Below are 25,734 nucleotides of genomic sequence, written 5' to 3'. Positions count from 1 at the left end.
GTGTGAGGGGGACGGCCCGGGAGCCGTCCCCACGGTCGCCTAACCGGCGGTGACGGTGAAGCCCTGCTTGGTGCCGTACGCCGCGCACTGCTGCTGCCAGGCGGCCAGCCCCGGGGCCAGGTCGGCGTTCGCGGCGTAGGACTTGCCGACGGTGTCGCCGAACACGCTGTTGGCGTACACCTGGAAGGGCAGGTAGTTCCAGCCGGGCACCACGTCGCGGCTGGCCTCGGCCAGGACCTGGTTGACCTTCTGGCCGCCGAAGTAGGGGATTTCCGCGTTGACGAAGGCCGGGTCGGTGAGCTGGGCCGTGGTGGACGGGAACGCCCCGCCCCTGGTCCAGATCGCGATGCCGTCGGCGTTGGTGTTCATCCACTCGGCGAACCCGAGGGCGACGAGCGGGTTGGACCCGCCCTTGGGCAGCGCGAACGACGAGCCGCCGTTCTCGGCCGTGGCGGTCGCACCCACCGTGTACTGCGGCATCGGCGCCGCCCGCCACTTGCCGGCACCGGACTGCACGGAGGACTCCAGGATCCCCGGCCACCACGCGCCGGACAGCATCGTGGCGTAGGCGCCGGCGTTGAGGTTCTTGAACCACGGGTCCGACCAGCCGGGCGTGTGGGTGTCCACGAGCTTGTCGGCGGTCAGCTGGTTCCACACCCCCAACCATTTCCGGGTACCGGGCTCGGCGAAGGTGATCCCCACCTTCGTGCCCTCGACGGTGTACGGGTGCCCGCCGGCCTGCCAGATCATCGAGGTGGTGAACCCGGCGTCCCCGCCGTCGGAGGTGATGTACAGGTTCGGGTCCGCGGCCTTGAGCTTCCGCGCGGCGGCGACGTACTCGTCCCACGTCTTCGGCACCGCGATGCCGTACTTGTCGAACAGGTCGGCGCGGTAGTACATCGCCATCGGGCCCGAGTCCTGTGGGATGCCGTAGATCCCGCCGCCGATCGACACCGAGCCCCAGACGGACTTGCTGAACCGGTCGGCGAACCCGGCGACGCCGTTGCCGGACAGGTCGACGAGGGACTTCTTCAGCGCGAACTGCGGCAGCGCGAAGTACTCGACCTGGGCGAGGTCGGGGGCACCGCTGCCGGCGGCGATGACGTTCTGCAGCTTCGTGTACTCGTCGTTGCCGGTGCCGGCGTTGACCACGTTCACGGTCACCTGCGGGTACTTCGCCATGAACGCCTTGGCGATGTCGGCGATCTGCGGGGTCCACGACCACACCGTGATGGTCGACGTCCTGCGCAGCGCCTCGGCGACGCCGGGGGAGAACTCACCGGCGGCGACCGGTTTCACCGGTGACGGGGTGCCGGTACCCGATGAGCACGCCGTCAGGGCGAGGGCCGTGGCCGCGGCGAGCACACCGGCGACGACGCGTGGGGGGAGGGGCATCTGCGTGCCTTTCTGTTTCGAGGGGGGTTTCACTGTTTGACGCTGCCGGCGGCGAGACCGGACCTCCAGTACCGCTGCAAGGCCAGGAAGCAGACCGCGAGCGGGACGATGGTGAGTAGCGAGCCGGTGACGACCAGGTGGAAGATGGGCTGCGCCGCGACGGTGCTGGCCTGCGCGTTCCACTGGTTGAGCCCGACCGTGAGGGGGAACCACTCCGGGTCGCTGAGCATCACGAGCGGCAGGAAGTAGTTGTTCCAGGTGGCGACGATGTTGAACAGCAGCACGGTCACGATGCCCGGCGACAGCAGCCGCAGGGAGACCGAGCGGAACGTGCGCAGCTCCGACGCGCCGTCGATCCGGGCCGCCTCCAGCAGCGAGTCGGGCACGGACTCGTTGGCGAAGACCCACATCAGGTACATGCCGAACGGGCTGACCATCGTCGGCAGGATCACCGCCCACGGGGTGTTCGTCAGCCCCAGCCTGCTGAACAGCAGGAAGGTGGGCACGGCCAGCGCGGTCGACGGCACGGCGACGGCGGCCAGCACGACGGAGATCACGCCCCGCCGGCCGGGGAAGGCGAACTTCGACAGCCCGTAGCCGGCCAGGGTCGCCAGCGCCGTGGCGCCGCCCGCGCCGGCCACCACGTAGAGCAGGGTGTTGAGCAGCCAGCGGACGAACACCCCGTCGTGGTACGTCAGCGTCTCGCCGACGTTGTCCCAGAGCGCGAACGGGCCGTCGAACCACAGGCCGAACGACGTCAACAGCGACGACTGGGTCTTCGTGGCGCTGACCAGCAGCCAGACCAGGGGGAGGAACGCGTAGACCAGCGCGAGGGTCATCACGGCGGTCAGGGCCCGCGATGCGCGGATCCGGTGCGGGGTGGCGGCCATCTCAGGCGTCCTTCCTACGCGCGGCGACCGCCTGGAACGTCCACGCGCACACGGCGGTGGCCACCCCGACGACCAGCGCGATCGCGGCCGAGTAGTTGTACTCCTGGCCGGCGAAGGACAGGTTGTAGGCGTACATGTTGGGCGTGTAGTAGGTGCTGATCACGTTCGGCGCGAGGGACTTGAGGATCGCCGGCTCGTTGAACAGCTGGAAGCTGCCGATGATCGAGAACAGGGTCGCGATGACCAGCGCGGGGCGCAGCGCCGGGAGCTTGATCGACCAGGCGACCCGCCACGGGCCGGCCCCGTCGAGGGCGGCGGCCTCGTAGAGTTCGGCCGGGATCACCCGCAGGGCCGAGTAGAAGATCAGCATGTTGTAGCCGACGTACTCCCAGGTGACGATGTTGCCGATCGCAGGAAGGGCCCAGGTGCCCGACAGCGGGTTCGGCACGTGCCAGCCGAAGGTGTCGTTGACGCTGTGCACGAGGCCGAACTGGTCGCCGTACAGGAAGCCCCACAGCAGGGTGGCGATCACGCCGGGGACCGCGTACGGCAGGAACAGGCCGATCCGGAACAGCCGGGCGGCGCCCAGCCGGCCGCTGTCGATGGCGAGGGCGAACACCGCCGCCAGGCCGGTCATCACCGGCACCTGCACGGCGAGGATCAGGCAGACCCGGCCGACAGCCTCGTGCAGCCGGGCGTCACGCACCGCGCCGAGCAGGTTGTCCAGCCCGACGAACCGCTCCCCGCCGACCATCAGGTCCTGGTAGGCGCTCAGGTAGCCGGCGTACCCGATCGGGGCGAGCACCGTGACCGCGAAGACCAGCAGGAACGGCGCGACGAACAGCCAGCCGATCCACCTCCCGCGCCGGCGGGACCGGGCCGCGCGGGGGACGGCGACCGGCCCCGGGGCCCGGGTTGGCGGCACCACCATCTGGAACTCCCTCCGGACGTTACGCAATGGTTGCGCAACCATTTCTGTTCACGCACTTTGCACCATGGGATCGAGGCGCGCAAGGGTGCGGTGGACTTCCGCTACCCTTTGTGACCAGAGGTCCCACCCCGAGCCCCAGGAGTTGTCCGCAGGTGAGCGACGTACCGCCCGGCCGGAAGCCCCGGAACCGGCCCTCGATGATCGACGTGGCCCGGGTCGCCGGCGTCGCCCCGATCACCGTGTCCCGGGTCGCCAACGGGCAGGACACCGTCCAGGAGGCCACCCGCCAGCGGGTGCTGGCCGCCATGGCCCAGGTCGGTTACCAGCCCAACACCGCCGCCCGGGCCCTGGCCACCGGCCGGTTCGGCACCCTCGGCGTCGTCACCTTCACCATGGCCAGCTACGGCAACTCCCGCACCATCGCCGCGACCGTGGCCGCCGCCGAGAAGCAGGGTTACTCGGTCACCCTGCTCACCGCCCGGTCGGTCAGCGGCGGCGAGGTGGCCGACGCCGTCGAACGACTGCACAAGCAGGCCGTGGACGGCATCATCGTGATCGTCGAGGCCCGACTGATCGAGGGCGGCGCGCTGTCCCTGCCGCCCGGCCTGCCGATCGTGGTCGCCGACTCCGGCGGCGCGTCGCAGTACTGCGTCGTGGACAGCGACCAGGCCGGCGGTGCCCGACAGGCCACAGAACACCTCCTCGGGCTCGGCCACCGCACCGTCTGGCACATCGCCGGCCCCGGCACGTCGTTCTCGGCCACGGCCCGCGAGGAGGCGTGGCGGGACACGCTGCGCTCTGCCGGTGTCCAGCCACCCCGGGTCCTCGTCGGGGACTGGACGAACCACTCCGGCTACCTGCACGGACGCGAGCTCGCCCGGGACCCGGACGTGACAGCGATCTTCGCGGCCAACGACCAGATGGCCCTCGGCGCGATGCGGGCGCTGCACGAGGCCGGCAGGTCCATTCCGGGCGACGTCAGCGTGGTCGGGTTCGACGACATGGAGGACTCCGACTCGTTCTGGCCGCCGCTGACCACGGTGCACCAGAGCTTCGACGAGGTCGGCCGGTTGTGCGTCGAGGGCCTGCTGCACGAGATCCGGCACGACACCGGCCAGCTGCGCACGCGGATCGTGCCCACGTCGCTGGTGGTCCGGCAGAGCACGGCACCGCCGGGCTAGGCGCGCTCAGCTCCCGGCGGCGGGCGTGGCGGGCCCGGTGGCCGGGGCCCGTTCCACCCGCAGGCCGGCGGCGGCCGTGACCGCAAGGCTGATCGCGATCACCGCCTCCGCCCACAGGAACGCCGCGTAGTCGAGGACCGACCCGATCGGCGGCAGCCCCGGAGCGGTGTTGCGGAACGCCGCGAGGGCGAAGAACGTCGCCGCCATCCAGCCCAGCGCCGGCCACACCAGGCCCCGCCGCTGGCGGACGATGACCCACGCCCCGGCGAGGACGGCGAGCGCGAGTGCCCACATGCCGCCGATCATGAACCAGCCCATGATCAGGGAGCCGGAGGTGCGGGAGAAGGAGATCTCCACCGTGGAGTCGTCCACGTGCTGGGCCAGGCGCGAGCGGAACAACGGGTCGTTGCTGAAGATCTCGACCGAGACGGGTACCGGCTCCCCGGCCACCTCCGCGTAGAACCCGATCGTCACCTGGTACTTGTCGAACGGGTACGCCGTGATCGCGTCCCCGTCCAACCCCACGGTCAGGTCGGTGCTCGAACTGCGTTCGCCGGCCGGGATCGCCAGCGAGCCGGGGCGCAGCGCGGTGGTCTCGATCAGCAGGTCCCTGGTCGGAGTGAGTGGACTGTCCGCCTCGGCGTACCGGCCCAGCGGCACCACCAGGACCCGGAGCACCAGGTCGTGGGCCGAGGCGTCGATCCGCTGCACCGACGCCACGATCCGCAACCGGTCGGGGGCGGTGGACGACCCGATGGTGTAGGTGCGGTCGCGGGCGGCGCGTTCGTGCGCGTACAGCCAGGTCCCGGCGGTGCCGGCGATCCCGGCGACGAGCAGGACGACGCCCCACCGGACCCAAGGCTTCACGAAGTCACTATATGCGGCCTTTGTAGATGTCTCTGGCTGATTGGAGCACGCCGGCCCGGAGCCGTTGCGGGCCGAGTGCCGGCAGGACCGCCGTGACGTGCTCGGCGGCGAGGCCGGCCAGCAGGGCGTGCGCGGCGTAGTCGGGGTCCTCGGCGGCGTCGGCGAGCAGCAGCGCGACGTGCCGGTGCCAGAACCGGTAGGCCCCGATCCGGTACCGGGCCCCCGGTGCCGCCGTCTCCGACATCCGGACCAGGTCGAGGTGCGCGAGCAGGTAGTCCAGGTAGCCGGCGACGAACGCCGTGAGCCGGTCGGCGGCCGGCGCGCCGGGTCCGAGGGGCGGCGGTCCGCTGAGGACGCCCTCCTGCAGGTCGCGTTCCCGCGCGTCGAGCAGCGCCGCGGCCAGGCCGGCGCGGTCGCCGAACCGGCGGAACAGCGTGCCCTTGCCGACCCCGGCGGCGGCGGCGATCGCGTCCATCGAGACCTGGTCGGCGCCGTGTTCGGCGAACAACCGGGCGGCGGCGTCGAGCACCGTGGCCCGGTTGCGGGCGGCGTCGGCGCGCTCCGTGGGGGGTGACGTGCGCAACTGGTGCAGCTCTTGATAACCGGACTGCGGTCCGTTAACGTCGGAGGCCATAACCGGACTGTAGTCCATATCCTCGGAGGTTTCACCGTGACCACCCTGATCACCCGCGACGAACTCGCCGCCGCCGTCGCGGCCGGCACCGTGACCGTGCTCGACGCCCTCGGTGCGACCTACCACGCGCAGCGCCACCTGCCCGGCGCGCTGCCCCTCGCGCCCGGAGAGGTCGACGCCCGGCACGCCGCGCTGCTGCCCGACCGCGACGCCGCGATCGTCACCTACTGCTCGAACCCGTCCTGCCCGAACAGCGGCCAGGTCGCCGACCGGCTGACGGCGCTCGGCTACACCAACGTGCGCAAGTACAAGGAGGGGATCGAGGACTGGGCCGAGGCCGGCCTGCCGCTGGAGTAAAGGTGTTCCGGCCGGGGTCGACGATCGGCTAGCATCGCGACCCTGGCCGTTTCGCCGGCCGGGACTGACCACGACGTGCAGGCGTGGAGTCTTCCTCCGCCAGCGACCGTCGGCCCCGCCGTGGGTCCGCCCCACCCCGGGGAGCCACCGTCATGAGAATCCTCCTGGACACCCGACCCCTGCGCGAGTCGCCGGCCTTCCGCAGGCTGTGGGCCGGCTCGGCCCTGTCGGCCGTCGGCGGGCAGATGACCACCTTCGCCGTCGCCCTGCAGGTGTACACGCTGACCCGGTCCTCGGCGGCCGTCGGGGCGGTGGGGCTGGCCATGGCCGTACCCGCCATCGTCGTCGGCCTGCTCGGCGGCCCGCTGATCGACGCCGTCGACCGGCGCAGACTGGTCCTTGCCGCCAGCGGCGCCCTCGCAGCGGTGTCGGCCCTGTTCGCCGTCCAGGCCTTCGCGGACCTGCGCCAACTGTGGCCGCTCTACCTCCTGGTCGCCGTCCAGTCGATGCTCAACTCCGTCAACATGCCGGCCCGCCGCACGTTCGTGCCCCGGCTGCTGGCGCCGTCGAGCCTGCCCGCCGGGGCCGCGCTCGGCATGCTCACCATGCACGGCGCCGTCACCGTCGGCCCGGTGCTCGCCGGAGCCGTCGCCGCCGGCTGGGGACTGCGGGCCTGCTACCTGATCGACGCGCTCAGCTTCGCCGCGGCCCTCTACGGCGTCTTCCGCCTCCCGCCGATGCCCCCCGAGGGCGGTGCGGCCCGCCCGGGACTGCGCGCCGTCGGCGAGGGCCTGCGGTTCATCCGGGGCCACCGGGTGATCGCCGGCGCGTTCCTCGCCGACATGAGCGCCACGGTCCTCGGCATGCCGTTCGCTCTGTTCCCGGCCATCAACGCCGAGCACTTCGGCGGCCGCGCCGTCACCCTCGGCCTGCTCACCGCGGCCCCGGCCGTCGGCGGCGTCCTCGGCTCCGCGCTGTCCGGACCGGTCTCGCACGTCACCCGCCAGGGCCGGGCCATCCTCGTCGCCGGTGCCGTGTGGGGCGTCGGCCTCGCCGGATTCGGCCTGTCCAGGAGCCTGTGGCTGGCCCTGGCGCTGCTGGTGCTCGCCGGCACGGCCGACGTCATCTCCGTCGTGTTCCGCACGGCCGTCGTGCAGGCGGCGACCCCCGACCGGTACCGGGGCAGGGTCAGCGCCGCCGAGTACGTCGTGGGCGTCGGCTGCCCACAGCTCGGCAACTTCCGGGCCGGGGCCGTCGGTTCACTGACCACGCCGGCGATCAGCGCCGTCGGCGGCGGACTGGCCACGGTCCTCGGCGCGGTGCTGGTCGGACTCGCGATTCCGGCCTTCCGCCGCCAACAGGCCGACCCCGCATCCCGGCCCGCGACCTGAGCAGCCCCCGTGCCTGAGCTACGCTGCGCCGCATGATCAGGTACGTCGCCCTGTTGCGCGGCATCAACGTCAGCGGCCACAACAAGATCCCGATGGCCCGGCTCCGTGACCTGCTGACCGGACTCGGCCACACCGACGTCGCGACCCTGCTGCAGAGTGGCAACGCGGTGTTCACCAGCGACAACGCCGACCCGGCCGCAGTGGGGCTGGAACTGGCCGGCCGGATCACCGAGGAGCTGGGGCTGACGATCGCCGTGCACATCCGTACCCGTCAGGAGCTCTCGGCGGTGATCGCCGGGAACCCGCTTCCGGCGGGGCCGACGCTGCCGAAGCAGTTCCTGGTGGGGTTCCTCAACGAGGAGTTCGACCCGGCGCGCCTCGACGGCCTCGACCCGGAGTCCTACGCGCCCGACGAGGTCCGGGCGGTCGGCCGGGAGCTCTACATCTGGCTTCCCACCGGGATCCTGGAGACCCGGCTAGGGCCGGACTTCTGGCAGAAGCGCCTCCGGGGGACGGACTGCACGACCCGCAACTGGTCCACCGTGACGAAACTCCTGGCACTCGCCGACGCCTGACCGCCCCGGATTCTCCGGCTATCGTGGTTGGTTTCAGACTGCGGAGTCCAGAACCGACAGATCCGCCGCGGACAGCCGCAGCACCCCGGCCGCCACATTGGCGACCAGATGCTCCGGATCACCGGTCCCCGGAATGGCCAGCACGTGCGCCCCCTGGTGCAGCGTCCACGCCAGCCGGACCTGCGCGGCGCTCGCCCCGTGCGCCCGCGCGACGGCCAGCACCTCCGCGCTGTCGGCACCGGTCGCGCCCCGTTCGCGGCCGGCCCCGGCGATCGCGTAGAACGGCACGAACGCCACCCCGAGTTCCCCGCACGACCGCAGGAAGGTGTCGTCCTCCCCGATGCCGTACCTGTTCTGCACGCACACCACCGGCGCGATCGCCCGCGCCTCGGCGAGGTGGTGCGGCTGGACGTTGGACAGGCCCAGGTGCCGGATGAGCCCGGCGTTGCGCAGCTCTGCGAGTGCGCCGAAGCGTTCGGCGATCGGGTCGGTGCCCACGATGCGCAGGTTCACCACGTCGAGGTGGTCGCGGCCGAGTTGGCGGAGGTTCTCCTCGACCTGGCCGCGCAGTTGGGCGGGGGTGGCGTGTGGCAGCCACGCGCCCGACGGGTCCCGGCCCGGACCGACCTTGGTGGTGATGACCAGGTCGTCCGGGTACGGGGCCAGCGCCTGGTTGATCAGCTCGTTGGCGGAGCGCAGCGGGGAGAAATAGAACGCCGCGGTGTCGATGTGGTTCACGCCGAGGTCGACGGCGCGGCGCAGGACGCCGATCGCCCGGCGGCGGTCGCTCGGGGCGACGCCGGGCTGGAACGCCGGGCCGTTCTGCGTCAGGCGCATGGCGCCGAACCCGATCCGGTTGACCACCAGGTCGCCGAGCTTCCAGGTACCTGCGGCCGTGGCTGTGTTCGTCTCTGTGGTCATGCCGGAATGATCCGCGCGGGGTAGCCTGGCCACCATTGATTAAGGTGTGCCTGAATCCATGGGGTGGTCGTTCTGGCGGAGTTCGCGTTCTCGGCGAGTGACCTGGCGCAGACCCGGTTCACCGTCTCGCCGATGTGGGAGGTCCTGACCAGTTTCCGGCTGCTGGGCGCCGCCGGCCCGCATCCCGTGCACCAGCCGTGGATCGGGCAGGTCCGGCGACGGGTGGTGGCCGCGGGGCTGGACCGGGGCGTGCTCGCCGAGCTGATCCCGCCGGGGCCGTACCGGCCGGACTTCCTCAATCCGGCCCCCGTGGGCCCCGCCCCCACGCTCGCCGAGGAGCTGGCCGCGATCCGGGCCACCCCGGCGGACCAGGTGCGCCGGGACCTGGACCATCTCGAGTACCACCAGGGCGGCCGGGGCCCCCGGCTGCGGACCCTGTACGCCGAGCCGCCGGCCCGCCTGGTCCGGGTGGCCGAGGAGATCGCGACCTACTGGGAGCTGGCGCTCGCCCCCTACTGGGCGCGGATCCGGGCCCTGCTCGACGCCGACGTCTTCCACCGGGCCCGACAGCTCGCCGAGCACGGCGCGGCCCGCCTCTTCAACGACCTGCACCCGTCCCTGAGCTGGGACGACAACGCCCTTCGACTGGTACGCCGCCAGCGCACCCTCTACCGCCCGACGGCCGGGGCCGGGCTCCTCCTGCTGCCCTCGGCGTTCGCCGGACCGGGCGTGCACACCCGGGTCCGGCCCCCGGAGCCGCCGCAGTTGGCGTACCCGGCGCGCGGCACCGGCACGCTGTGGGAGTCGCGTCCCCTGCCGCGGACCGACGCGGTCGCCGCGGTCCTCGGCCGGTCCCGGACCCTGCTGCTGACCGAACTGGACGCCCCGGCCTCCACCACGGAGCTGGCCCGGCGCACTGGGATCTCCCCGTCCGGGGTGTCCCAGCACCTGACGGCGTTGCGCGACGCCGGCTTGGTCAGCGCGCACCGGGCCGGCCGCTCGGTGCTCTACGCCCGTACGGCCGTCGCCGAGTCCCTGCTGGCCGCCGCCCTGTGAGCGGGGCCGCAGGTGGCCGCCGGATCCCGCGCCCCGGTCCGCGACCGCCCGGGTCAGCCGCAGTTGGCCGTGACCGTCCTGAGCGCGTCCTGCTGCAGGCGGTAGGTGTTCGTCACGGCGGTCACGCACGGGTACTGCACGGACCCGGTGCCGGCGGCCACCGCGCTCCACGTCCCCGTGGCCGGGTCGAGGCGCAGGATGGTCACCGGCAGCGGCGTGACCGTGCCCGTGTCGAAGCACGCGCGGTTGCCGCTCGCGTGGATCGCGTTGCCGGCGGCGCTGTAGCCGATCGAGTAGACCGCCCGGCAGGTCGGCATCGCCTGGGCCGGTGCGGCCACGCCGACGACGGCCCCGGCCCCCAGCGCCACCGCGCCGAGGACGGAGAGTCGACGGGTCATCCGTGCGTTCGCCATGGGTGTTCCTCCTCTAAGGACTGTGCTGTGCCTGCTCACGGTAGGTGGGCGGCACCGCACGGACATGCCCCCAGTTCTGGGGGTACCCCGGCTTCCGCGGTTGCGGTAGAGGTCGGCCGGCCCTGTGCGGCCGGGGCGCGGCGACCCGGCGGTCAGCCGGCGATGCGGCGGATCCGCCCGGCGTAGCGCTCCTCGGCGGCCACGTTCTTCGCGTCCCCGCCGGCGACGTTCATCGACAGGTACACGTCGGGTTCGATGCCCTTCGCGAGCAGCCGGATCACGACCTCCGCCGTGATCAGCTGGGCGATGAGCGCGTTGGCGATCGAGGACACTGCGCAGACCGTGCCGCCGTCGGGCAGCGGCAGGACGGCGTCGCCGTGCGGGGCGCCGTTGTCGATCACCACGTCGGCGAGTTCGAACAGCCGCTGGCCGCTCGGGTGCCGCGAGGTGATGCCCCGCGAGTGCGCGAGGGACGTGATCGCGACCAGCGGGTGGCCGTGCTCCCGTGCGATCCGGGCCATCTCGACGATCGACCCGTTGCCGCCGGACTGCGACGTGATCACGAAGACGTCCTTCGGCTCGGCGTTGGCCAGGTCGTACACCCGGCGGGCCAGGGCCGGGTCGCGCTCGGCCTTCGGGTCGGCGAGCGTGTCGGCCGGCTCGCCGCCGTACAGGATGACGTCGCGCAGGGCGAGCTTGTTGGAGGCGACCAGGCCGCCGGCCCGACCGGCCAGCTCCATCGAGGCGGCCTCGGAGTGCCCGGACCCGAAGGCCTGCAGCACCCCGCCGTCGGCGAGGGACGCGGCGATCAGGTCGGCGGCCTCGGCGACGGACGGGGCCTGGGTGTCGACGATGTGCGCGATCGTGGCCTGGACGGCGGCGACGTAGCTGGCGGAACTGAGGGACATGGGACTCCTTCGACGGGTACTAACGCTGCCTGGTCGTGCGGTGGCCGGCGATGGCGCGGGTGGCGGCGGACAGCGCGGCCTCGGTGCGGGGCCGGTCCCGCTGGGCCAGGGCCGCGTACACGCAGTCCAGGACGGTCGTCTGCGGGTGGGTGCCGGACATGTCGCCGGGCCGGAACGTGCCCTCCCGCACCGCGGTCGTCAGCACGATGTCGGCGACCGAGGCGAGGGGCGAGCGGGGGAAGTTGGTCAGGGCCACGGTCGTCGCGCCCGCCGCGCGCGCGGTCTCCAGCGCCTCGATGACCTCGATGGTCTGGCCGCTGTGCGAGACGCCGAGGGCCACGGCGCCTGGCTTGAGCTGCGCGGCGCTGATCAGGGCCAGGTGCACGTCCGTCCAGGCCCAGCAGGCGATGCCGGTGTAGTGCATCCTGGCCTGGAAGCCGGCCGCCGGTTGGGCGCTGCCGCCCACGGCGAACACGTCGACCCGGTACGCGCCAGCCATCGCCTCCACGCACGCCGTCAGGGCGTCGAGGTCGAGCTGGGCCGCGGTCTCGGTGATGGCCCGCACGTCGGCCCCGGCCACGGCGGCCACGATCTCCGCGAGCCGGTCGTTCGGGTCGATCCCGCCGTCGGTGCCGGTCGACAGCCGCGGTTCGGCAGCCCGGGCGACCTCGGCGGTGAGCGCGGTCTGCAGCGCCCGGTACCCCGGGAACGCGAGCGCCTTGCAGAACCGCAGCACGGTCGACGTCGAGGTGTCGCTGGCCGCCGCGAGTTCGCCGATCGTCAGGCCGGCGACCGCCGAGGGATCGGCGAGCACCAGCCCGGCGACGCGCTGCTCCGTGCCGGTGAGTTCCGGCATCAGTGCCCTGATCCGGACTCCGAGGGGCGTGCCATGCGAGATCATGGCAACAGATTACGCAGATCTTAGAGTTTCCGTCAATCATTGCCAGGTGGGCATGGTCAGGCGGCATCCGCCTGATCAGGCGCGGTGCGAGAACTGGCCGTGGAAGCCGAACGGCACGACGTGCGGCACCTCGGCGCGGGCCACCTCCGCCCACGACGCCGCGTCCAGCACCACGAGCGCCGAGCGGCCGGCGTCCCCGTCGAGGACCACGGACAGCACCACCCCGTCGTCCTCGCCGGTCGACCCGGGGGCCGGCACGAACACCGGCTCGCCCGGGTAGCTGCCCGGTACGTGCCACAGCCGGGTCTCCCCGGTGTGCGTGTCGAGCTTCACGAGCTGGTCGAAGAGGTCCCTCCGGGTGGTGGTGCCGACCCCGTACGCGTACCGGTAGGGCCGGCCGTTGTGGGTGCGGTACGCGATCCGCGGCAGTTCCATCGGCTCGTCGGACAGCCGCCGGACGTCCACGCCACCGGTGTCGAGGTCCACGGTGTACCGGGTGGGGTGCGACACCGGCGCCTCGTCCCCGGCGCGCAGCCGGTCGAGGTACAGGGCGTCGATGATCCGCGCGTCCTCGTACGCGCACACGTCCAGGACGAGCCGGCCGCCGTCCTCGAAGGCGTTGATGTGGTGGAAGGCGAAGAACGGCGGCGCGGTGTGGTCGGCGCGGACCGACCCGTCGCGCAGGTCCATGACGACGATCCGGGTGCCCAGCTCCGGCCGCCACCGGTAGTTCTCGATGAAGGGGCGACCGCGCAGGAAGAACGACAGCGGGTTCACGACCAGCGGGAAGATAGCGAGCACCGCGTGGTGTTCGGTGACGGCGAAGCTGTGCACGTAGCCGGGGCGGGCGGCGGTGACCGTGCCGAGGAGGTGGCGGGTGGTGCCGCCGGCCGGCTGCCGGTACACCTGGTAGCTGCTCTTCGGTCCGAATCGGAGCACGAAGTTGACCAGGTCACCGGTGCCAGGCGCCTCGTGCGGGTGCGCCGTGGTCACGTTGCCGGTCGGGCCGCTGTCGGGCGCGAGCACCCCGATGGTCGCCAGGGTCGCGTGGTCGAACTCCACGGCCATCGGGACCTCGGTGAGGGCCACGTCGTGCTCGCCGTACCGGGAGATGTTGACGTTGGGGTTGACCCCGGACCCGCGCCGGAACCGGCTGAAGAACCGGCCGAACAGCGACGCGCAAGGATCGGTGGCGAACTCCGTGTACCCGATCCGCCCGTCGTCGCGGGCCGACCGCAGGCCCGGGGTGTCCAGGAACCGGTTGGTGTAGGTGACGGCCCCGTCGGCGAACCCGAACCGGTGCAGCATCGCCTGCCCGTCGAACCAGTGCCGGAACGAGGTGCCGCCGGCGTCGAACAACGCCGGCCCGTTGCGGATCAGGGTGCCGGACAGCCACCCGGGCAGGGCGCCGCGCACGGGGAGTGGCGCGTCGGTGAGCTCGGATCGGAGGCTGTCGAATCCCTCGGTGATCGCCATGGCCGCGACTCTAGACCTTTCAGGTCCGTCACATCGCGTTGTTAGTTCGAACATTTTCATGGTAGAACTGGGGGTGTGAAGGTGGCGAACCGGTGGGATCTGACGTTGCGGCTGGTGCAGGGCGCCGGCCGGGTGTCCGTGGCGGAGCTGGCCGGGCGCCTCGGGGTGTCCGAGATGACGGTGCGCCGCGACCTCGACGAGCTGGAGCGCCAGGGCCTCGTCCGGCGGGTGCACGGCGGCGCGGTGGCCACCCGGTCCCGCGAGGAGGAGGCCGGGTTCACGGCCCGCGAGGGCTGGCAGGCCGCCACGAAGGACCGGCTCGGCCGGGCTGTCGCCGATCTCGTCGAGCCCGGCTCGACGGTGCTCCTCGACGCAGGCACGACGACCGTGCACGTCGCCGGGCACCTGGCGGCCCGCGGCCCGCTGACCGTGGCGGTGCTGAGTCTGCAGGCTGCCGTGCGGCTCGCCGACCTGCCGGGGATCCGGCTGCTCGTGGTCGGCGGCCAGTCCCGGCCGGGGGAGCGGTCGCTGGTCGGCCCGCTCGCGGTGCGGACGATGGAGGCGATGGCGTTCGACCTGTTCGTGATGTCGATCGGCGGCGTGCACGCCCGACACGGCTGGTCGGAGTTCTCCCTCGACGACGCCGCCGTCAAACAGGTCGGGCTCACCCAGGCCGCCCGCACCGTCGCGGTGGCCGACGCGACCAAGCTCGGCGTGCGCGCCTTCAGCCAGGTCGCACCGCTCGGCGCGGTGGACACGTTCGTCACCGACGCCGCGGCCGACGACCCCGACACCCACCCGATGGGCCCCGAGACGCTGACGGCGCTGCGCGACGCGGGCGTCGAGATCGTCCTGGCATGACGGAAGGAGCACGCGTGACCCCCATCGACGGGTACCGTCCCGGCGTCGACACCCCCGACCGGCGCGGTCGGACCGGGCTGGACCGCCACGGCCGCGGCCTGACCGGCAACCCGCGGGTCCGGGTGCGCGACGTGGAGGTGCTGTCCTGCGACTGGTACGTGCTGCGCCGGACCACCTTCGACTTCCAGCACAGCGACGGGCACTGGAGCCGCCAGCAGCGCGAGACGTACGACCGGGGCGACGGGGCCACGGTGCTGCTCTACGAACCCGACCGCGGCACGGTGCTGCTGACCCGGCAGTTCCGCTTCCCGGCGTACGTCAACGGCCACCCCGACGGGATGCTGATCGAGACGGCGGCCGGCCTGCTCGACGGCGACCAGCCGGGCGAGGCGGTGCGCAGGGAGGCCGCCGAGGAGACCGGGCACGTCATCGGCGACATCCGCCGGGTGTTCGAGGTGTACATGAGCCCCGGCTCGGTCACCGAGCGGCTGCACTTCTTCGCCGCACCGTACCGGTCGGGTGCCGGGTCCGGGGGTGGGGGCGTCGCGGCCGAGGGCGAGGACATCGCCGTCGTGGAGCTGCCGTTCGGCGAGGCGCTCGCGATGGTCCGCGACGGGCGGATCGCGGACGCGAAGACCATCATGCTGTTGCAGTGGGCGGCGCTGGACGGGCCGTTCGCCCCGGACGCGTGGGCCCGCCGGACGCACGACGCCTACGTCGCGAAGGTCAACGCCGCAGTGGCCGCCGGCCAGGAGGACCTGGCCGCCGAGCTGGCCGACTCCCACCGCCGGGAGTCCTCCGGCCGGCTCGCCCCGTCGCGACCGGGTCCGCGTCAATCCGGTTGACGCCGGCCCGGGTGATCGCGTTCGGTGTGCTGATGTCTGTGCTCCGGATCGAACCGGTGGACGACGCCACCCTCGAGGACTGGCGGTCCGTCCACAATCTGATCATCCCCACCGACCCGCTGTCGCCGGACGAGGTGCGCGAACGCGTGGGGCGCAACCATCTCACGGTGGCTTACCGCGACGACGTCCTCGTCGGCTGTGCGACGGTGCGCCCGCCGACCGGTGACCCGGCGACCGCCACGGTGATCGTCCGGGTGCTCCCGGAACACCGCCGCCGGGGGTACGGGGAGGAGTACCACGCCGCGGCGGTGGCCCGGGCCCGGGAGCTGGGCGCGGAGGTGATCGAGACCATCGTCCTGGCGTCGAACCCGGACGGGCTGCGGTTCGCCGAGTCGCACGGGTTCGTGGAGGTGGACCGGTATCTTCCGCCCGGGGACGAGTACCCGTTCCTCACGCTGCGGCTGCTGTAGGCCCCGTCCGGCCGGTTCCCTCGGAGCGACCGGAGAATCCGGTCAGACGACCAAATTGGTGCAGTCTCCGCGCACCCAGAGTCACCGAAAGGGGCCGCGCCGCACTCGGCATCGAATAGGATGGATTGACTCTCCCTCCGGGGGCTGCGATGGTGAGCACTAAACCGATTTACCATCCTGGGAGGCGCAGCATGGAAATCCCACCTGTCAGCAGAAGGACACTGCTCCGCGGCACCGTCGCCGCCGGCGCGGCGATCGGCATCGGGGGCCTGCTGGCGCGCACCCCGGCCGGCGCGGCCGCACCGGCCGCTCCCGCGCCGCTGGCCAGCGCCGCACCGCCCGACTCCACCACCGACCCGGCCGGCCTGACCGTCACCCCGCGCCAGCCGGTCATGCACGGCTACCTGTCCCGCGACCTCGCCACGTGGAGCCCGGCCACCGACCCCTACGCGCGGTACTCGCGCTCCCGCGTCCCGCTCGCGCCGCGCATCCCGGTGTTCGTCGCCACTCAGGCCAAGCCGGCCCTCGCCCACGGTCCACAGGTGCTCGACCTGTCCGACGACTACTACGGCAAGTTCGGCTACCGGAGCCTGCGCTACCAGAACGACATGTCGTTGCGCACGTCCCGCTTCTGGCAGTACCAGGACATCTACGCCGCCTGGCACGGCCTGATCACCGCCGACTCCCCGCTGACGGCCACCGGCGCGACCTACGGCGTGGTGAACCTGCCGAACCCGGCGTGGACCGACGCCGCGCACCGCAACGGCGTGCGGAGTCTGGGCTGCTGGTTCTGGCCGCGCGGCGACACGTTCGCCAACCTCGTGGTCAGCGCTCCGGACGGTTCGTACCCGGTGGCCGACAAGCTGCTGGCCATGGCGGCCTACTTCGGCTTCGACGGCTACTTCGTGAACCAGGAGGGCAATGTCGCCGCGGCGGACGCGACCAGGCTGATGGCGATGCTCAAGTACCTGCGGGCCAAGGCCCCGGCGGGCTTCCACGTGCAGTGGTACGACGCCATGCTGCCCGGCGGTTCGGTGTCCTACCAGAACCAGTTCAACAGCGCGAACGCTCCCTGGGTACTCAACGCCGGCACCCCCGTCTGCCACAGCATGTTCCTCAACTACGCGTGGAACACCACCCGGCTGTCCTCGTCGCGCTCGTACGCCCAGAGCCTGGGGTTGGATCCCTACGCGACCGTGTTCGCCGGCAGCGAGATCCAGCAGCGCGGATTCGTGAACTCCCTGGACTACGACCCGCGGCAGAACTTCCCCGACGGCGGCCCGGCGCGGACCAGTTGGGCGCTGTTCGGCACCACCTCGATCAGCGCGCCACCCGGCGTCGACCTCACCAACCCCGCGACCCAGCAGACCCGCTACGCCATGGAACGGCGGTTCTGGTCCGGGCCCAACTCCGACCCGACGGCCACGGGCCGGCTCCGCGCGCCCACCCAGGCGGACCTGAACGCCCCCTACGACGCGTACCAGGTCTGGGACGGCGTCGCGCACTACATCGTCGAGCGCTCGGCCATCGGCGCATTCCCGTTCGTGACCCGGTTCAACACGGGCAAGGGCGCGGCCTTCCACCGGCGCGGGGTCCGGGTCGGTTCCGTGCCCTGGGCCCACGCCGGGGTCGCCGACATCCTGCCCACCTGGCAGTGGTGGGTGCGCGCCGCCGGATCGGGCGCGAAGCTCACCGTGGACTACGACGCGACGACGGCGTGGGACGGCGGCACCTCGCTGAAGGTGTCCGGGACGCTGCAGGCCGGCGACAGCAACGACATCCGGCTGTTCAAGACCAGGCTCCCCGCCAGCTCGGCGACCACGGCGCGGATCGTCTACAACGCCGGCGGCGCGGGCAGCGACCTGGGCCTGAGCCTGGGGCTCGTGTTCGAGGACTCGCCGACCCAGACCACCTGGGTGCCCGTCGCCGGTGCGTACGCGGCCGGCTGGAACACCGCGGCGGTGCAGCTGGGCGGCCACGCCGGCCGGACCATCGCGGCGGTCAGCCTGCGGTTCACCGCCGCGCGGCAGACCAGCTACGCCGTCAACGTGGGTGAACTGGCCCTGCTGGACGGTCCCGCCGTGACGCCCGCCGCGCCGACCGGCTTCCGGCTGGACGCGAGCCACTTCTACGGCACGTCGGCCGAGCTGCTGCTGTCGTGGACGTTCGGTGCCCCGGGCGTGTGGCACTACGACCTGCGCCGGGTCCGGCCGGACGGCAGCCTGGAGGCGATCGGCCGGGTCTACGACGAGGTGTTCTACGTCAACGACCTCCAGCGGGTCGCCGCCGAGGCCACCTCCACCCTCCAGCTCGTGCCGGTCTCCGTCACCGGCGACGAGGGCCCGGCGGCGACAGCCGTGCTCACCTGGGGCTCGGGCCCGTCGGTGAACCTGGCACTGAACGCACCGGCCACCGGCACCACCCCGGCCAACTCCGCCGAGACCCCGGCCAAGGCGGTCAACGGCAGTGTCGGCGGCGGCAACTCCGACAAGTTCTGTTCGCTGACCACGCCCAGCTGGCTGCGGGTGGACCTCGGATCGGTGCGGCAGGTGGACCAGTTCGTGGTCAGACACGCCTCGGCCGGTGGCGAGACGGCCAGCTACAACACCAGGACGTTCACCATCGAGCTGTCCACGGACGGCGGCACCTGGACCACGGCGGTGACGGTCGCGAACAACACCGCGGCGGTCACCACCCACCCGATCACGGCCACCCCGGCCCGGTACGTGCGGCTGAACGTGACCACGCCGACCCAGACGAGCGACAAGGCGACCAGAATCTACGAACTCGAGGTCTACGGAACCTGACCGGGCGCGTGGGCCGACTCCCGCGAGGAGGTCGGCCCACGCGCACCGGCGGCTACCCGCGCCGGAACCGCAGCGTGACCAGCTCGAACGGCCGCAACTGGAGCCCGACCGCCCCGCCCTCGACGGCCACGGACCCCCCGGTGGGCCGTTCGAGCAGATCGCAGGCCGTGACGTCGGCGAACGCGAACGACGGCGTCAGCCGCGCCCTGGCCCGACCGCCGAGCGACTCGTAGAACCGGACGACGACGTCCCCGCTGGCGTCGTCGGCCAGTTTCACCGCCGTGATCACCACGGCGTCGTCGTCCACGGCGAACAGCGGCGCAACGGCCGCGTCCCCGGCGAGCACCCGTTCGGGCAGGTTGACCGCGTAGCCCTCGCGGACCGCGTCGGCGATCGCGCACCCCACGACGAGCGCGTGCCGGAACCGGTGCACGCCCTGGTCGGTGTGCGGGTCGGGGAAGCGGGGCGCCCGCAGCAGCGACGCGCGGACCGTCGTCGTGGTGCCCTGGTCGGCCGTCCGGACCGTCCGGGTGACGTCGTGGCCGTAGGTGGAGCCGGTGACCAGCGCCGCGCCCCAGCCCGACTCGTCGAAGTGCACGAACCGGTGGTTGCACGCCTCGAACTTGGCGGCGTCCCAGCTGGTGTTCGTATGCGTGGGGCGGTAGAGGTGCCCGTACTGGGTCTCCGCGGCGTACCGGTCGGTGTGGATGTCGAGGGGGAACGCCACCTTGAGGAACTTTTCCCGCTCGTGCCAGTCGACCTCGGTGTCCAGGTCCAGTCGCCGGGAGCCGGCGGCCAGCGAGATGGTCTGCACGGCCGTCGAGTCACCGAAGGAGCGGGTCACCCGCACGGACACCCGCTGCGGGGTGTCGACGGTGACCGTGACGTCGTCGATGCCGGTCAGGTCGGTGACGGTGTTGCGGTAGAACTCGTCGACGTCCCAGGCGTCCCACATGTTCGGGAAGTCCGGGTGGATCTGCAGCAGGTTGGCCGCGGCCCCGGGTGGGACCGCCTCGCGCCGCGCGGCGACGTCGTAGGCGGACACGACCAGGCCGCGGGCGTCCACGGTGACGTTGAGCAGCCCGTTGCCCAGCGTCCAACCGCCGTCCGCGTGGGCCGTGACGGCGCACCCCTCCGCCGCCGCCGGGGCCACGATCCGTCCGCCGCCGGCCGGCACCGCGGCCCGGCTGTGCGGGGCCGGGTTGAACACGACCTCGGTACCGCTGGCGGGGTCACCGGCCAGCGCCAGCAGCGCCCGGTTGATGAGACCGCCCAGCTCGTCGGCGACCGCGGCGTACGTCTTCTCCGCCTCACGGTGCACCCAGGCGATCGAGGAACCTGGCAGGATGTCGTGGAACTGGTGCAGGAGCACCGTCTTCCAGATCCGGTCGAGGTCCGCGTACGGATAGGGCACGCCGGCCAGCACCGCGGCGGTGGCCGACCACAGCTCGGCCTCCACGAGCAGGTGTTCGCTGCGCCGGTTGCCCTGCTTGGTCCTGGCCTGGCTGGTCAGGGTCGCGCGATGCAGCTCCAGGTAGAGCTCGCCGACCCACACCGGCGGATCCGGGTACTCGGCCTGGGCCTGGGTGAAGAACGTCTCCGGGGTCTCCCACCGCACGGTCGCCGAGCCTTCCAGGTCCCGCATGCGCGCGGCCTTGGCGATCATCTCCCGGGTGGTGCCGCCCCCGCCGTCGCCCCAGCCGGTCGGCGCGATGGAGTGCCGCGCCCGGCCCTTGTCCCTGAAGTTGCGGGCGGCGTGCGCGATCTCCCGGCCCACCATCGAGCAGTTGTACGTGTCGATCGGCGGGAAGTGCGTGAAGATCCGGGTGCCGTCGATGCCCTCCCACCAGAACGTGTGGTGCGGGAACTTGTTGATCTGGCTCCAGGAGATCTTCTGGGTCAGCAGCCACTTCGAGCCGGCCGCCCTGATGATCTGCGGTAGACCGCCGGCGAACCCGAAGGTGTCGGGCAGCCACGCCTCGGAGTTGTCGACGCCGAACTCCTCGAGGAAGAACCGCTTGCCGTGCACGAACTGCCGCGCCATCGCCTCGGAACCCGGCATGTTGGTGTCCGACTCGACCCACATGCCACCGGCGGGCACGAACCTGCCGTCCGCCACGGCCTTCTTCACCTTGGCGTACACCTCGGGGCGGTGTTCCTTGATCCACGCGTACTGCTGGGCCTGCGACATCGTGTAGATGAAGTCCGGCTCGTCGTCGAGCAGCGCCGTCATGTTCGCCGTGGTCCGCGCGACCTTGCGGACAGTCTCGCGCAGCGGCCACAGCCACGCCGAGTCGATGTGCGCGTGCCCCACCGCGCTGATCCGGTGCGCGGACGGCTCGGCCGGCGAGGCCAGCACCCCGGCGAGCCGCTCGCGGGCCGCCGCGGCGGTCCCGTTGACGTCCTGGAGATCCACGGCGTCCAGGGCCCGGTCGACGGCGCGCAGGATGTCCCACCGCCGGGCACCCTCGACCGGCAGCTCGACCATCAGCTCGCCGAGCACCTCCAGGTCCTGGACCAGCTGCCATACGGTGTCGTCGAACACCGCGAGATCCATCTGGGCCAGCGTGTACTGCGGCTCGTCCCCGGCGGTGTGCTTGTCGCCCAGCTCCGTCGGCAGGAAGGGGTGGTAGTCCAGCAGCACGGGGTTGGAGGCCGCCTCGATGTGCAGCAGGACCTCCTCGCCGCCGCTGACCGGCGCGCCGATCCGCACCCACTGGTTGCGCGGGTTGAGCCCCTTGACCGGTGTGCCGTCGGAGAGGTAGACGAGCCCCTCGCACTGGAATCCGGGCATGTTGGCGTCGAAGCCCAGGTCGAGCAGGGCCTCCACCGTCCGGCCCGCCCAGTGCTCCGGTACCGTGCCGGACACCGTCAGCCAGCTCGTGCCCCACGGCGCGCCCCACCGGTCGCCGACGCTGATCGGGACGCGGGGTGCCGCGAGCCCCTCCGCCACGGGCACGGGTTCGTCCGGGGCCACCCAGATCTCCACCCGTAGCGGCACCGTCTCCGGATAGACGGCCGGACGGATCCGCTCCTCCAGGACTCGCTTGAGACGGGCCTCGACCAGGCTGCGGTCATCATGCATGGCAGGTGCTCCTTGAGGCTCAGGAAGGGGTGACGACGGAACTGATCCCGCGAGCGGCGAGGTAGGGCTGGTCCGCGGCGCGGGGCGCGGACACGATGGCGACCGGTCCGGCCTGGCGCAGCCGGGTCCACTCGGCGTGGAACGCGCTGCCCGGTGCGACCTCGCCCCGGCGGTGCGGCTCGGTGCGCAGGTCCACGTCGCACACCAGCGCCGGCCGCCGCTCCAGGTTCCGGGCGCCGGGGGCCAGCTCGTGGATGAACGCCGCCAGCTCGGCCGCGAGGGGCTTGATCCGGTGGTCGGTGGTGAACAGGCCCAGGTCGTACTCGCGGTCGGGGAAGTCGACCAGCGCGCGGTCGACGTCGTGCGAGCACCACCAGGTGACGCCCCACAGCGCCGGGTTGCCGGTGACCGCGCCGAGCATCCGGCGGACGAAATCCGGGGCGTCGGCCGGGCTGATGTCCGGGCCGGGCGCGCCCACCTCCTGCAGCCACACGGGGCGCGCCGGGTCGGTCGCGGTCGCGGCGGTCAGCTCGACGAGGTAGTCGGCGTGGGTGACGGTCGCCGGGCCGAGGGGGCCGTCGATCGCGGACACCCCGTTGAACACCCACGAGTGCGCGGTGCTCAGGTCGCCGAGGTCGACGGCGTCGGCGACGGCGAACGGGTGCTTCGGGTCGTACCAGGCGTCGTCGTAGAGCGAGTACAGGGCCAGCACGTCGGGAGCGGCGGCCCGGACGACCTCGATCAGGTCGGCGGCCCAGGCCGTGGTCGCCGCCGGGGTCGCGGCGTTGGCCGGCCACAGGTTGTTGACCTCGTTGCCGAGGGTCACGGCGAACACGTTGGGCCGGCTGGCGACGGCCCGGGTGAGCTGGTCGGCGTACGCGGTGATGCCGGCGCGGGTCTCAGCGTCGGTGAACACGCTGCGCTGGTGCCAGGTGAGCACCCACGAGGGCAGGAAGTCGAAGCTCGACAGGTGGCCCTGCAACAGGTCGACGGCCACCCCGAGGCCGAACTCCGCCGCGGCGTCGATCATGTCCAGCACGTCGTCGATGGCGCGCTGGCGGATCAGGGCCCGGTTCGGCTGGATCCACGGCCAGACGGGGAAGATCCGCACGTGGTCCAGGCCCATCCCGGCGAGGTCCGCCAGGTCGCGGCGCACCGCCGCCGGCGAGTAGTCCAGCCAGCTGTAGAACCATCCCTCCGACGGCACGTAGTTCGCGCCGAACCGCAACGGGGGCCCGCTCAAGTGCGATGTCACATTTCCTCCGGAAACGCCGTGTTGTCGGATCAGGACAACCCGACGTCTTGACGCAGGAGCCTAAACCGCTTTAGTGCCTTTGCCAAGAGGCCGCGCTGTGCCCAGGGACCCCGGCGGCGCGGCCGAACTCTGCCGGATCTCCAGGTGGGGGGTCGGCATCTGGGTGTCCCGGCGGGTCGCCGGCTCGGCGATCGTGGCCAGCAACTCCTCCGCGACGCGCATCCCGAGGGCGAACGTGTCCCGCGACAGCGAGGTCAGCGTCGGGTGCACGATCCGGGTCAGCAGCGAGTCGTCGAACGAGACGATCGACAGCTCGGCCGGCACGGCGACCCCCATCTCGGCGGCCACGGCGAGCCCGGCCACGGCCATCACGTCGCTGTCGTAGACGATCGCCGTCGGGCGGATCGGCCGCTCCAGCAGCTTGCGGGTGATCGCGGCCCCCTCCGTGTCGCTGAAGTCGGTCGGCAGCGACTCCGCGGTCTCGAAGCCGAGTCGCTTGATCGAGTTCCTCACCGCCCGGATCCGCCGCTGGGTGTGGTGGAACGCCGGCAGGCCGGCCACGTGGGCGATCCGCCCGTGGCCGAGCCCGGCGAGGTGTTCGAGGATGGTCCCCATCGCCGCGCTGTCGTCGGCCCACACGCTCGACAGGGTCCCGTGCCCGCCGGGGCCGCCGAGCACCAACGACGGCATCCCCAGCTCCTCGAGCACGGCGATCCGCGGGTCGCGCGTCTTCAGGTCCACCAGCACGAAGCCGTCCACCTTCTGCTCGGTGGCCCAGCGCCGGTAGATCTCGATCTCGGCCGCGGTGTCCTCGACGACCATCAGGTGCAGCGCCACGGAACGCGCCGACAGGCCGGCCTGCAGACCGGAGAGCAGGTGGCCGAAGAACGGCTCGAGGCCCAGTGTGCGGGCCGGCCGGGCGATCACCAGGCCGGCGGCGTCCGCGCGCGCGCCGCCCAGGGCCCGGGCCGCGCTGTGCGGCCGCCAGTTCATCTCGGCCGCGGCCTGCAGGATCCGCGCGCGGGTCGCGTCGCTGACGCCGGGCCGGCCGTTGAGGGCGAAGGAGACAGCACCCTTGGACACCCCGGCCTTGGCGGCGATGTCGCTGATCGTGGGACGTCCCATGGCTCCAGCCCTTCCGTACGCATCGATCGTCACCCCTTGACACCTCAGTGTAGCGGGAGGATAGTACCGCGATACTAGAGCGGTTTAGTAACTGTCAGGAGACCTGGATGAGACGAGTTCTTGTAGGTTTCGTCGCGGCGGCGACAATGGCGGCACTCGCGGGATGCGGCCTCGGCGGCAGCGACTCCGGCGACGGCAAGACGGACACCTCGGGCGAGATCAAGGGCAAGGTCAGCCTGCAGACCTGGGCGCTGAAGCCGAAGTTCACCACCTACGTGCAGGGCGTCATCGACGCGTTCCAGAAGAAGTACCCGGGCACCCAGGTCGAGTGGCTCGACCAGCCCGGCGACGGCTACTCCGACAAGGTGCTCAGCCAGGCGTCGGCCGGGTCGCTGCCCGACGTCACCAACCTCCCGCCCGACTTCGCGCTGCCCCTGGCCAAGCAGGGCATGCTGCTCGACGTCGGCAAGGCGGACCCGAAGCTCGCCGCCGACTACGTCGAGGGCGGGATCGCCGCCTACAGGTACGCCGGCGTCGAGGGCGTCTACGGGTACCCGTGGTACCTCAACACCGACGTCAACTACTGGAACAAGGAACTCCTCGCCCAGAACGGCCTGGACGCCGCCAAGCCGCCCACCACCCTCGACGAGCTGATCGCCCAGGCGACGGTGATGAAGGAGAGGTCCGGCGGCAAGGTCTACCTGATGAGCCGCAAGCCGGGGCTGGGCGACCTGGCCAACGCCGGGGTCAAGCTCATGGCCGCCGACGGCAAGAGCTTCACGTTCAACACCCCCGAGGCGGCGGCGCTACTCGACAAGTACCGCGACGCGTACAAGGAGAAGCTGCTGCCGCAGGACGTGCTCAGCGACAAGTACCAGGGAAACTCGAAGCTCTTCAGCACCGGCGTCGCGGCGTGGACCACCGGCGGCGGCAACTACATCACCAGCCTGGCCACGGACAACCCGACGCTGGCCCCCAAGGTGGTGCCCTCCAAGGCGATGGGCACCCCGCCCCTGTACGTGCAGGGCCTGTCGGTGTCCAAGAAGAGCAAGAACCTGTCGACGGCGATCGCCCTGGCCCGCTGGGTGACCAACGCCGAGAACCAGGCGGCCTTCGCGCACCTGGTGAACATCTTCCCCAGCACCAAGGCCTCGGCCAACGACCCGTTCTTCTCCAAGAGCGACGGCACCCCGTCCGGGGACGCGAAGGTCCTGGCGTTCACCTCCCTCGCACAGGCCCAGCAGCTCTCCCCGGTCGAGGTCAGCGGCGCGATGAGCACCATCGTCGACCAGCAGTTCGGCCTCGCGATCAGCGGTGCCGCCACCTCGAAGCAGGCTCTCGACGACGCCGTCGCGAAGTGCGACCAGCTCCTCAAGGGATGACGTCAGGC

General features: G+C 72.0%; 23 protein-coding genes. 10 read left to right on the top strand and 13 right to left on the bottom strand.

Annotation, left to right across the window (positions count from 1 at the left end):
• Positions 1-39: 39 nt before the first annotated feature.
• Genes IW245_RS15610 through IW245_RS15600 form a run of 3 tightly spaced genes read right to left on the bottom strand, consistent with a single transcriptional unit; the run spans position 40 to position 3,216 of the window.
• Complete coding sequence (locus tag IW245_RS15610; protein ID WP_197003904.1) at positions 40-1,395, bottom strand: ABC transporter substrate-binding protein; 1,356 nt, start codon at positions 1,393-1,395, stop codon at positions 40-42.
• Positions 1,396-1,424: 29 nt separating this feature from the next.
• Positions 1,425-2,285, bottom strand: a complete 861-nt coding sequence (locus IW245_RS15605; protein WP_197003903.1) for a carbohydrate ABC transporter permease — start codon at positions 2,283-2,285, stop codon at positions 1,425-1,427.
• 1 nt (position 2,286) lies between these two features.
• Positions 2,287-3,216 (bottom strand): carbohydrate ABC transporter permease, encoded by a 930-nt coding sequence (locus IW245_RS15600; protein ID WP_197003902.1) that lies wholly within the window; start codon positions 3,214-3,216, stop codon positions 2,287-2,289.
• Positions 3,217-3,368: 152 nt separating this feature from the next.
• On the opposite strand from IW245_RS15600, the gene IW245_RS15595 reads away from it, so the two are divergent.
• Entirely contained in the window at positions 3,369-4,397 is a 1,029-nt protein-coding gene (locus IW245_RS15595; protein ID WP_233473111.1) for a LacI family DNA-binding transcriptional regulator, read from the top strand.
• A 6-nt stretch (positions 4,398-4,403) separates the two neighbouring features.
• Here IW245_RS15595 and IW245_RS15590 read toward each other — a convergent pair whose 3' ends face one another.
• The gene (locus IW245_RS15590) at positions 4,404-5,264 is read right to left on the bottom strand and encodes a DUF4436 family protein (RefSeq protein ID WP_197003901.1); all 861 of its coding nucleotides are present in this window, start codon (positions 5,262-5,264) and stop codon (positions 4,404-4,406) included.
• Positions 5,265-5,271: 7 nt separating this feature from the next.
• Positions 5,272-5,898: a TetR/AcrR family transcriptional regulator gene (locus IW245_RS15585; RefSeq protein ID WP_197003900.1), complete on the bottom strand. Its 627-nt coding sequence runs from the start codon at positions 5,896-5,898 to the stop codon at positions 5,272-5,274.
• Positions 5,899-5,934: 36 nt separating this feature from the next.
• Here IW245_RS15585 and IW245_RS15580 point away from each other — a divergent pair, with 36 nt between their 5' ends.
• The 3 genes from IW245_RS15580 (at position 5,935) to IW245_RS15570 (ending at position 8,221) form a co-directional block, all read left to right on the top strand.
• Positions 5,935-6,255, top strand: coding sequence for a rhodanese-like domain-containing protein (locus IW245_RS15580; protein WP_197003899.1), 321 nt, complete (start codon positions 5,935-5,937; stop codon positions 6,253-6,255).
• A 152-nt stretch (positions 6,256-6,407) separates the two neighbouring features.
• Complete coding sequence (locus IW245_RS15575) at positions 6,408-7,646, top strand: MFS transporter (RefSeq protein WP_197003898.1); 1,239 nt, start codon at positions 6,408-6,410, stop codon at positions 7,644-7,646.
• Between the two features lie 32 nt (positions 7,647-7,678).
• Positions 7,679-8,221, top strand: coding sequence for a DUF1697 domain-containing protein (locus IW245_RS15570; protein ID WP_197003897.1), 543 nt, complete (start codon positions 7,679-7,681; stop codon positions 8,219-8,221).
• 33 nt (positions 8,222-8,254) lie between these two features.
• Here IW245_RS15570 and IW245_RS15565 read toward each other — a convergent pair whose 3' ends face one another.
• Positions 8,255-9,142 carry an aldo/keto reductase gene (locus tag IW245_RS15565; RefSeq protein WP_197003896.1) on the bottom strand — a complete coding sequence of 296 codons (888 nt, stop codon included), beginning with the start codon at positions 9,140-9,142 and terminating at the stop codon, positions 8,255-8,257.
• 63 nt (positions 9,143-9,205) lie between these two features.
• On the opposite strand from IW245_RS15565, the gene IW245_RS15560 reads away from it, so the two are divergent.
• Positions 9,206-10,198 carry an ArsR/SmtB family transcription factor gene (locus IW245_RS15560; protein WP_307788889.1) on the top strand — a complete coding sequence of 331 codons (993 nt, stop codon included), beginning with the start codon at positions 9,206-9,208 and terminating at the stop codon, positions 10,196-10,198.
• A 53-nt stretch (positions 10,199-10,251) separates the two neighbouring features.
• Here IW245_RS15560 and IW245_RS15555 read toward each other — a convergent pair whose 3' ends face one another.
• From IW245_RS15555 to IW245_RS15540, 4 genes are all read right to left on the bottom strand, one after another.
• Entirely contained in the window at positions 10,252-10,611 is a 360-nt protein-coding gene (locus IW245_RS15555) for a hypothetical protein (protein ID WP_197003895.1), read from the bottom strand.
• 152 nt (positions 10,612-10,763) lie between these two features.
• Entirely contained in the window at positions 10,764-11,519 is a 756-nt protein-coding gene (locus IW245_RS15550) for a sugar isomerase domain-containing protein (RefSeq protein ID WP_197003894.1), read from the bottom strand.
• A gap of 19 nt (positions 11,520-11,538) precedes the next feature.
• Complete coding sequence (locus tag IW245_RS15545; RefSeq protein ID WP_197003893.1) at positions 11,539-12,420, bottom strand: MurR/RpiR family transcriptional regulator; 882 nt, start codon at positions 12,418-12,420, stop codon at positions 11,539-11,541.
• A gap of 75 nt (positions 12,421-12,495) precedes the next feature.
• Positions 12,496-13,896, bottom strand: a complete 1,401-nt coding sequence (locus tag IW245_RS15540; protein WP_197003892.1) for a carotenoid oxygenase family protein — start codon at positions 13,894-13,896, stop codon at positions 12,496-12,498.
• Between the two features lie 81 nt (positions 13,897-13,977).
• Between IW245_RS15540 and IW245_RS15535 the strand changes: the two genes are divergently transcribed.
• The 4 genes from IW245_RS15535 to IW245_RS15520 all read left to right on the top strand — a co-directional run bounded on the left by IW245_RS15535 (position 13,978) and on the right by IW245_RS15520 (position 18,879).
• Complete coding sequence (locus IW245_RS15535; protein ID WP_197003891.1) at positions 13,978-14,757, top strand: DeoR/GlpR family DNA-binding transcription regulator; 780 nt, start codon at positions 13,978-13,980, stop codon at positions 14,755-14,757.
• Positions 14,758-14,771: 14 nt separating this feature from the next.
• A complete protein-coding gene (locus IW245_RS15530) occupies positions 14,772-15,602 on the top strand; it encodes an NUDIX domain-containing protein (RefSeq protein WP_233473112.1) in 831 nt (276 codons plus the stop codon).
• A gap of 32 nt (positions 15,603-15,634) precedes the next feature.
• Positions 15,635-16,072, top strand: coding sequence for a GNAT family N-acetyltransferase (locus tag IW245_RS15525; protein ID WP_197003889.1), 438 nt, complete (start codon positions 15,635-15,637; stop codon positions 16,070-16,072).
• A gap of 191 nt (positions 16,073-16,263) precedes the next feature.
• Entirely contained in the window at positions 16,264-18,879 is a 2,616-nt protein-coding gene (locus IW245_RS15520; RefSeq protein ID WP_197003888.1) for an endo-beta-N-acetylglucosaminidase, read from the top strand.
• Positions 18,880-18,931: 52 nt separating this feature from the next.
• Here the strand turns inward: IW245_RS15520 and IW245_RS15515 are convergent, their stop codons facing one another.
• The 3 genes from IW245_RS15515 to IW245_RS15505 are packed head-to-tail and all read right to left on the bottom strand — an operon-like array spanning position 18,932 to position 24,344.
• Positions 18,932-21,964 carry an alpha-mannosidase gene (locus IW245_RS15515; RefSeq protein ID WP_197003887.1) on the bottom strand — a complete coding sequence of 1,011 codons (3,033 nt, stop codon included), beginning with the start codon at positions 21,962-21,964 and terminating at the stop codon, positions 18,932-18,934.
• A gap of 19 nt (positions 21,965-21,983) precedes the next feature.
• The gene (locus IW245_RS15510) at positions 21,984-23,219 is read right to left on the bottom strand and encodes a glycoside hydrolase 5 family protein (RefSeq protein WP_197003886.1); all 1,236 of its coding nucleotides are present in this window, start codon (positions 23,217-23,219) and stop codon (positions 21,984-21,986) included.
• A 60-nt stretch (positions 23,220-23,279) separates the two neighbouring features.
• Complete coding sequence (locus tag IW245_RS15505; RefSeq protein ID WP_197003885.1) at positions 23,280-24,344, bottom strand: LacI family DNA-binding transcriptional regulator; 1,065 nt, start codon at positions 24,342-24,344, stop codon at positions 23,280-23,282.
• Positions 24,345-24,451: 107 nt separating this feature from the next.
• On the opposite strand from IW245_RS15505, the gene IW245_RS15500 reads away from it, so the two are divergent.
• Positions 24,452-25,726: an ABC transporter substrate-binding protein gene (locus tag IW245_RS15500; protein ID WP_197003884.1), complete on the top strand. Its 1,275-nt coding sequence runs from the start codon at positions 24,452-24,454 to the stop codon at positions 25,724-25,726.
• Positions 25,727-25,734 lie beyond the last annotated feature (8 nt).

This window comes from Longispora fulva, assembly GCF_015751905.1.
Taxonomy (GTDB): domain Bacteria; phylum Actinomycetota; class Actinomycetes; order Mycobacteriales; family Micromonosporaceae; genus Longispora; species Longispora fulva.
Note: the sequence above shows the minus strand (reverse complement) of the source record. Positions and strands in the feature narration are given on the sequence as shown.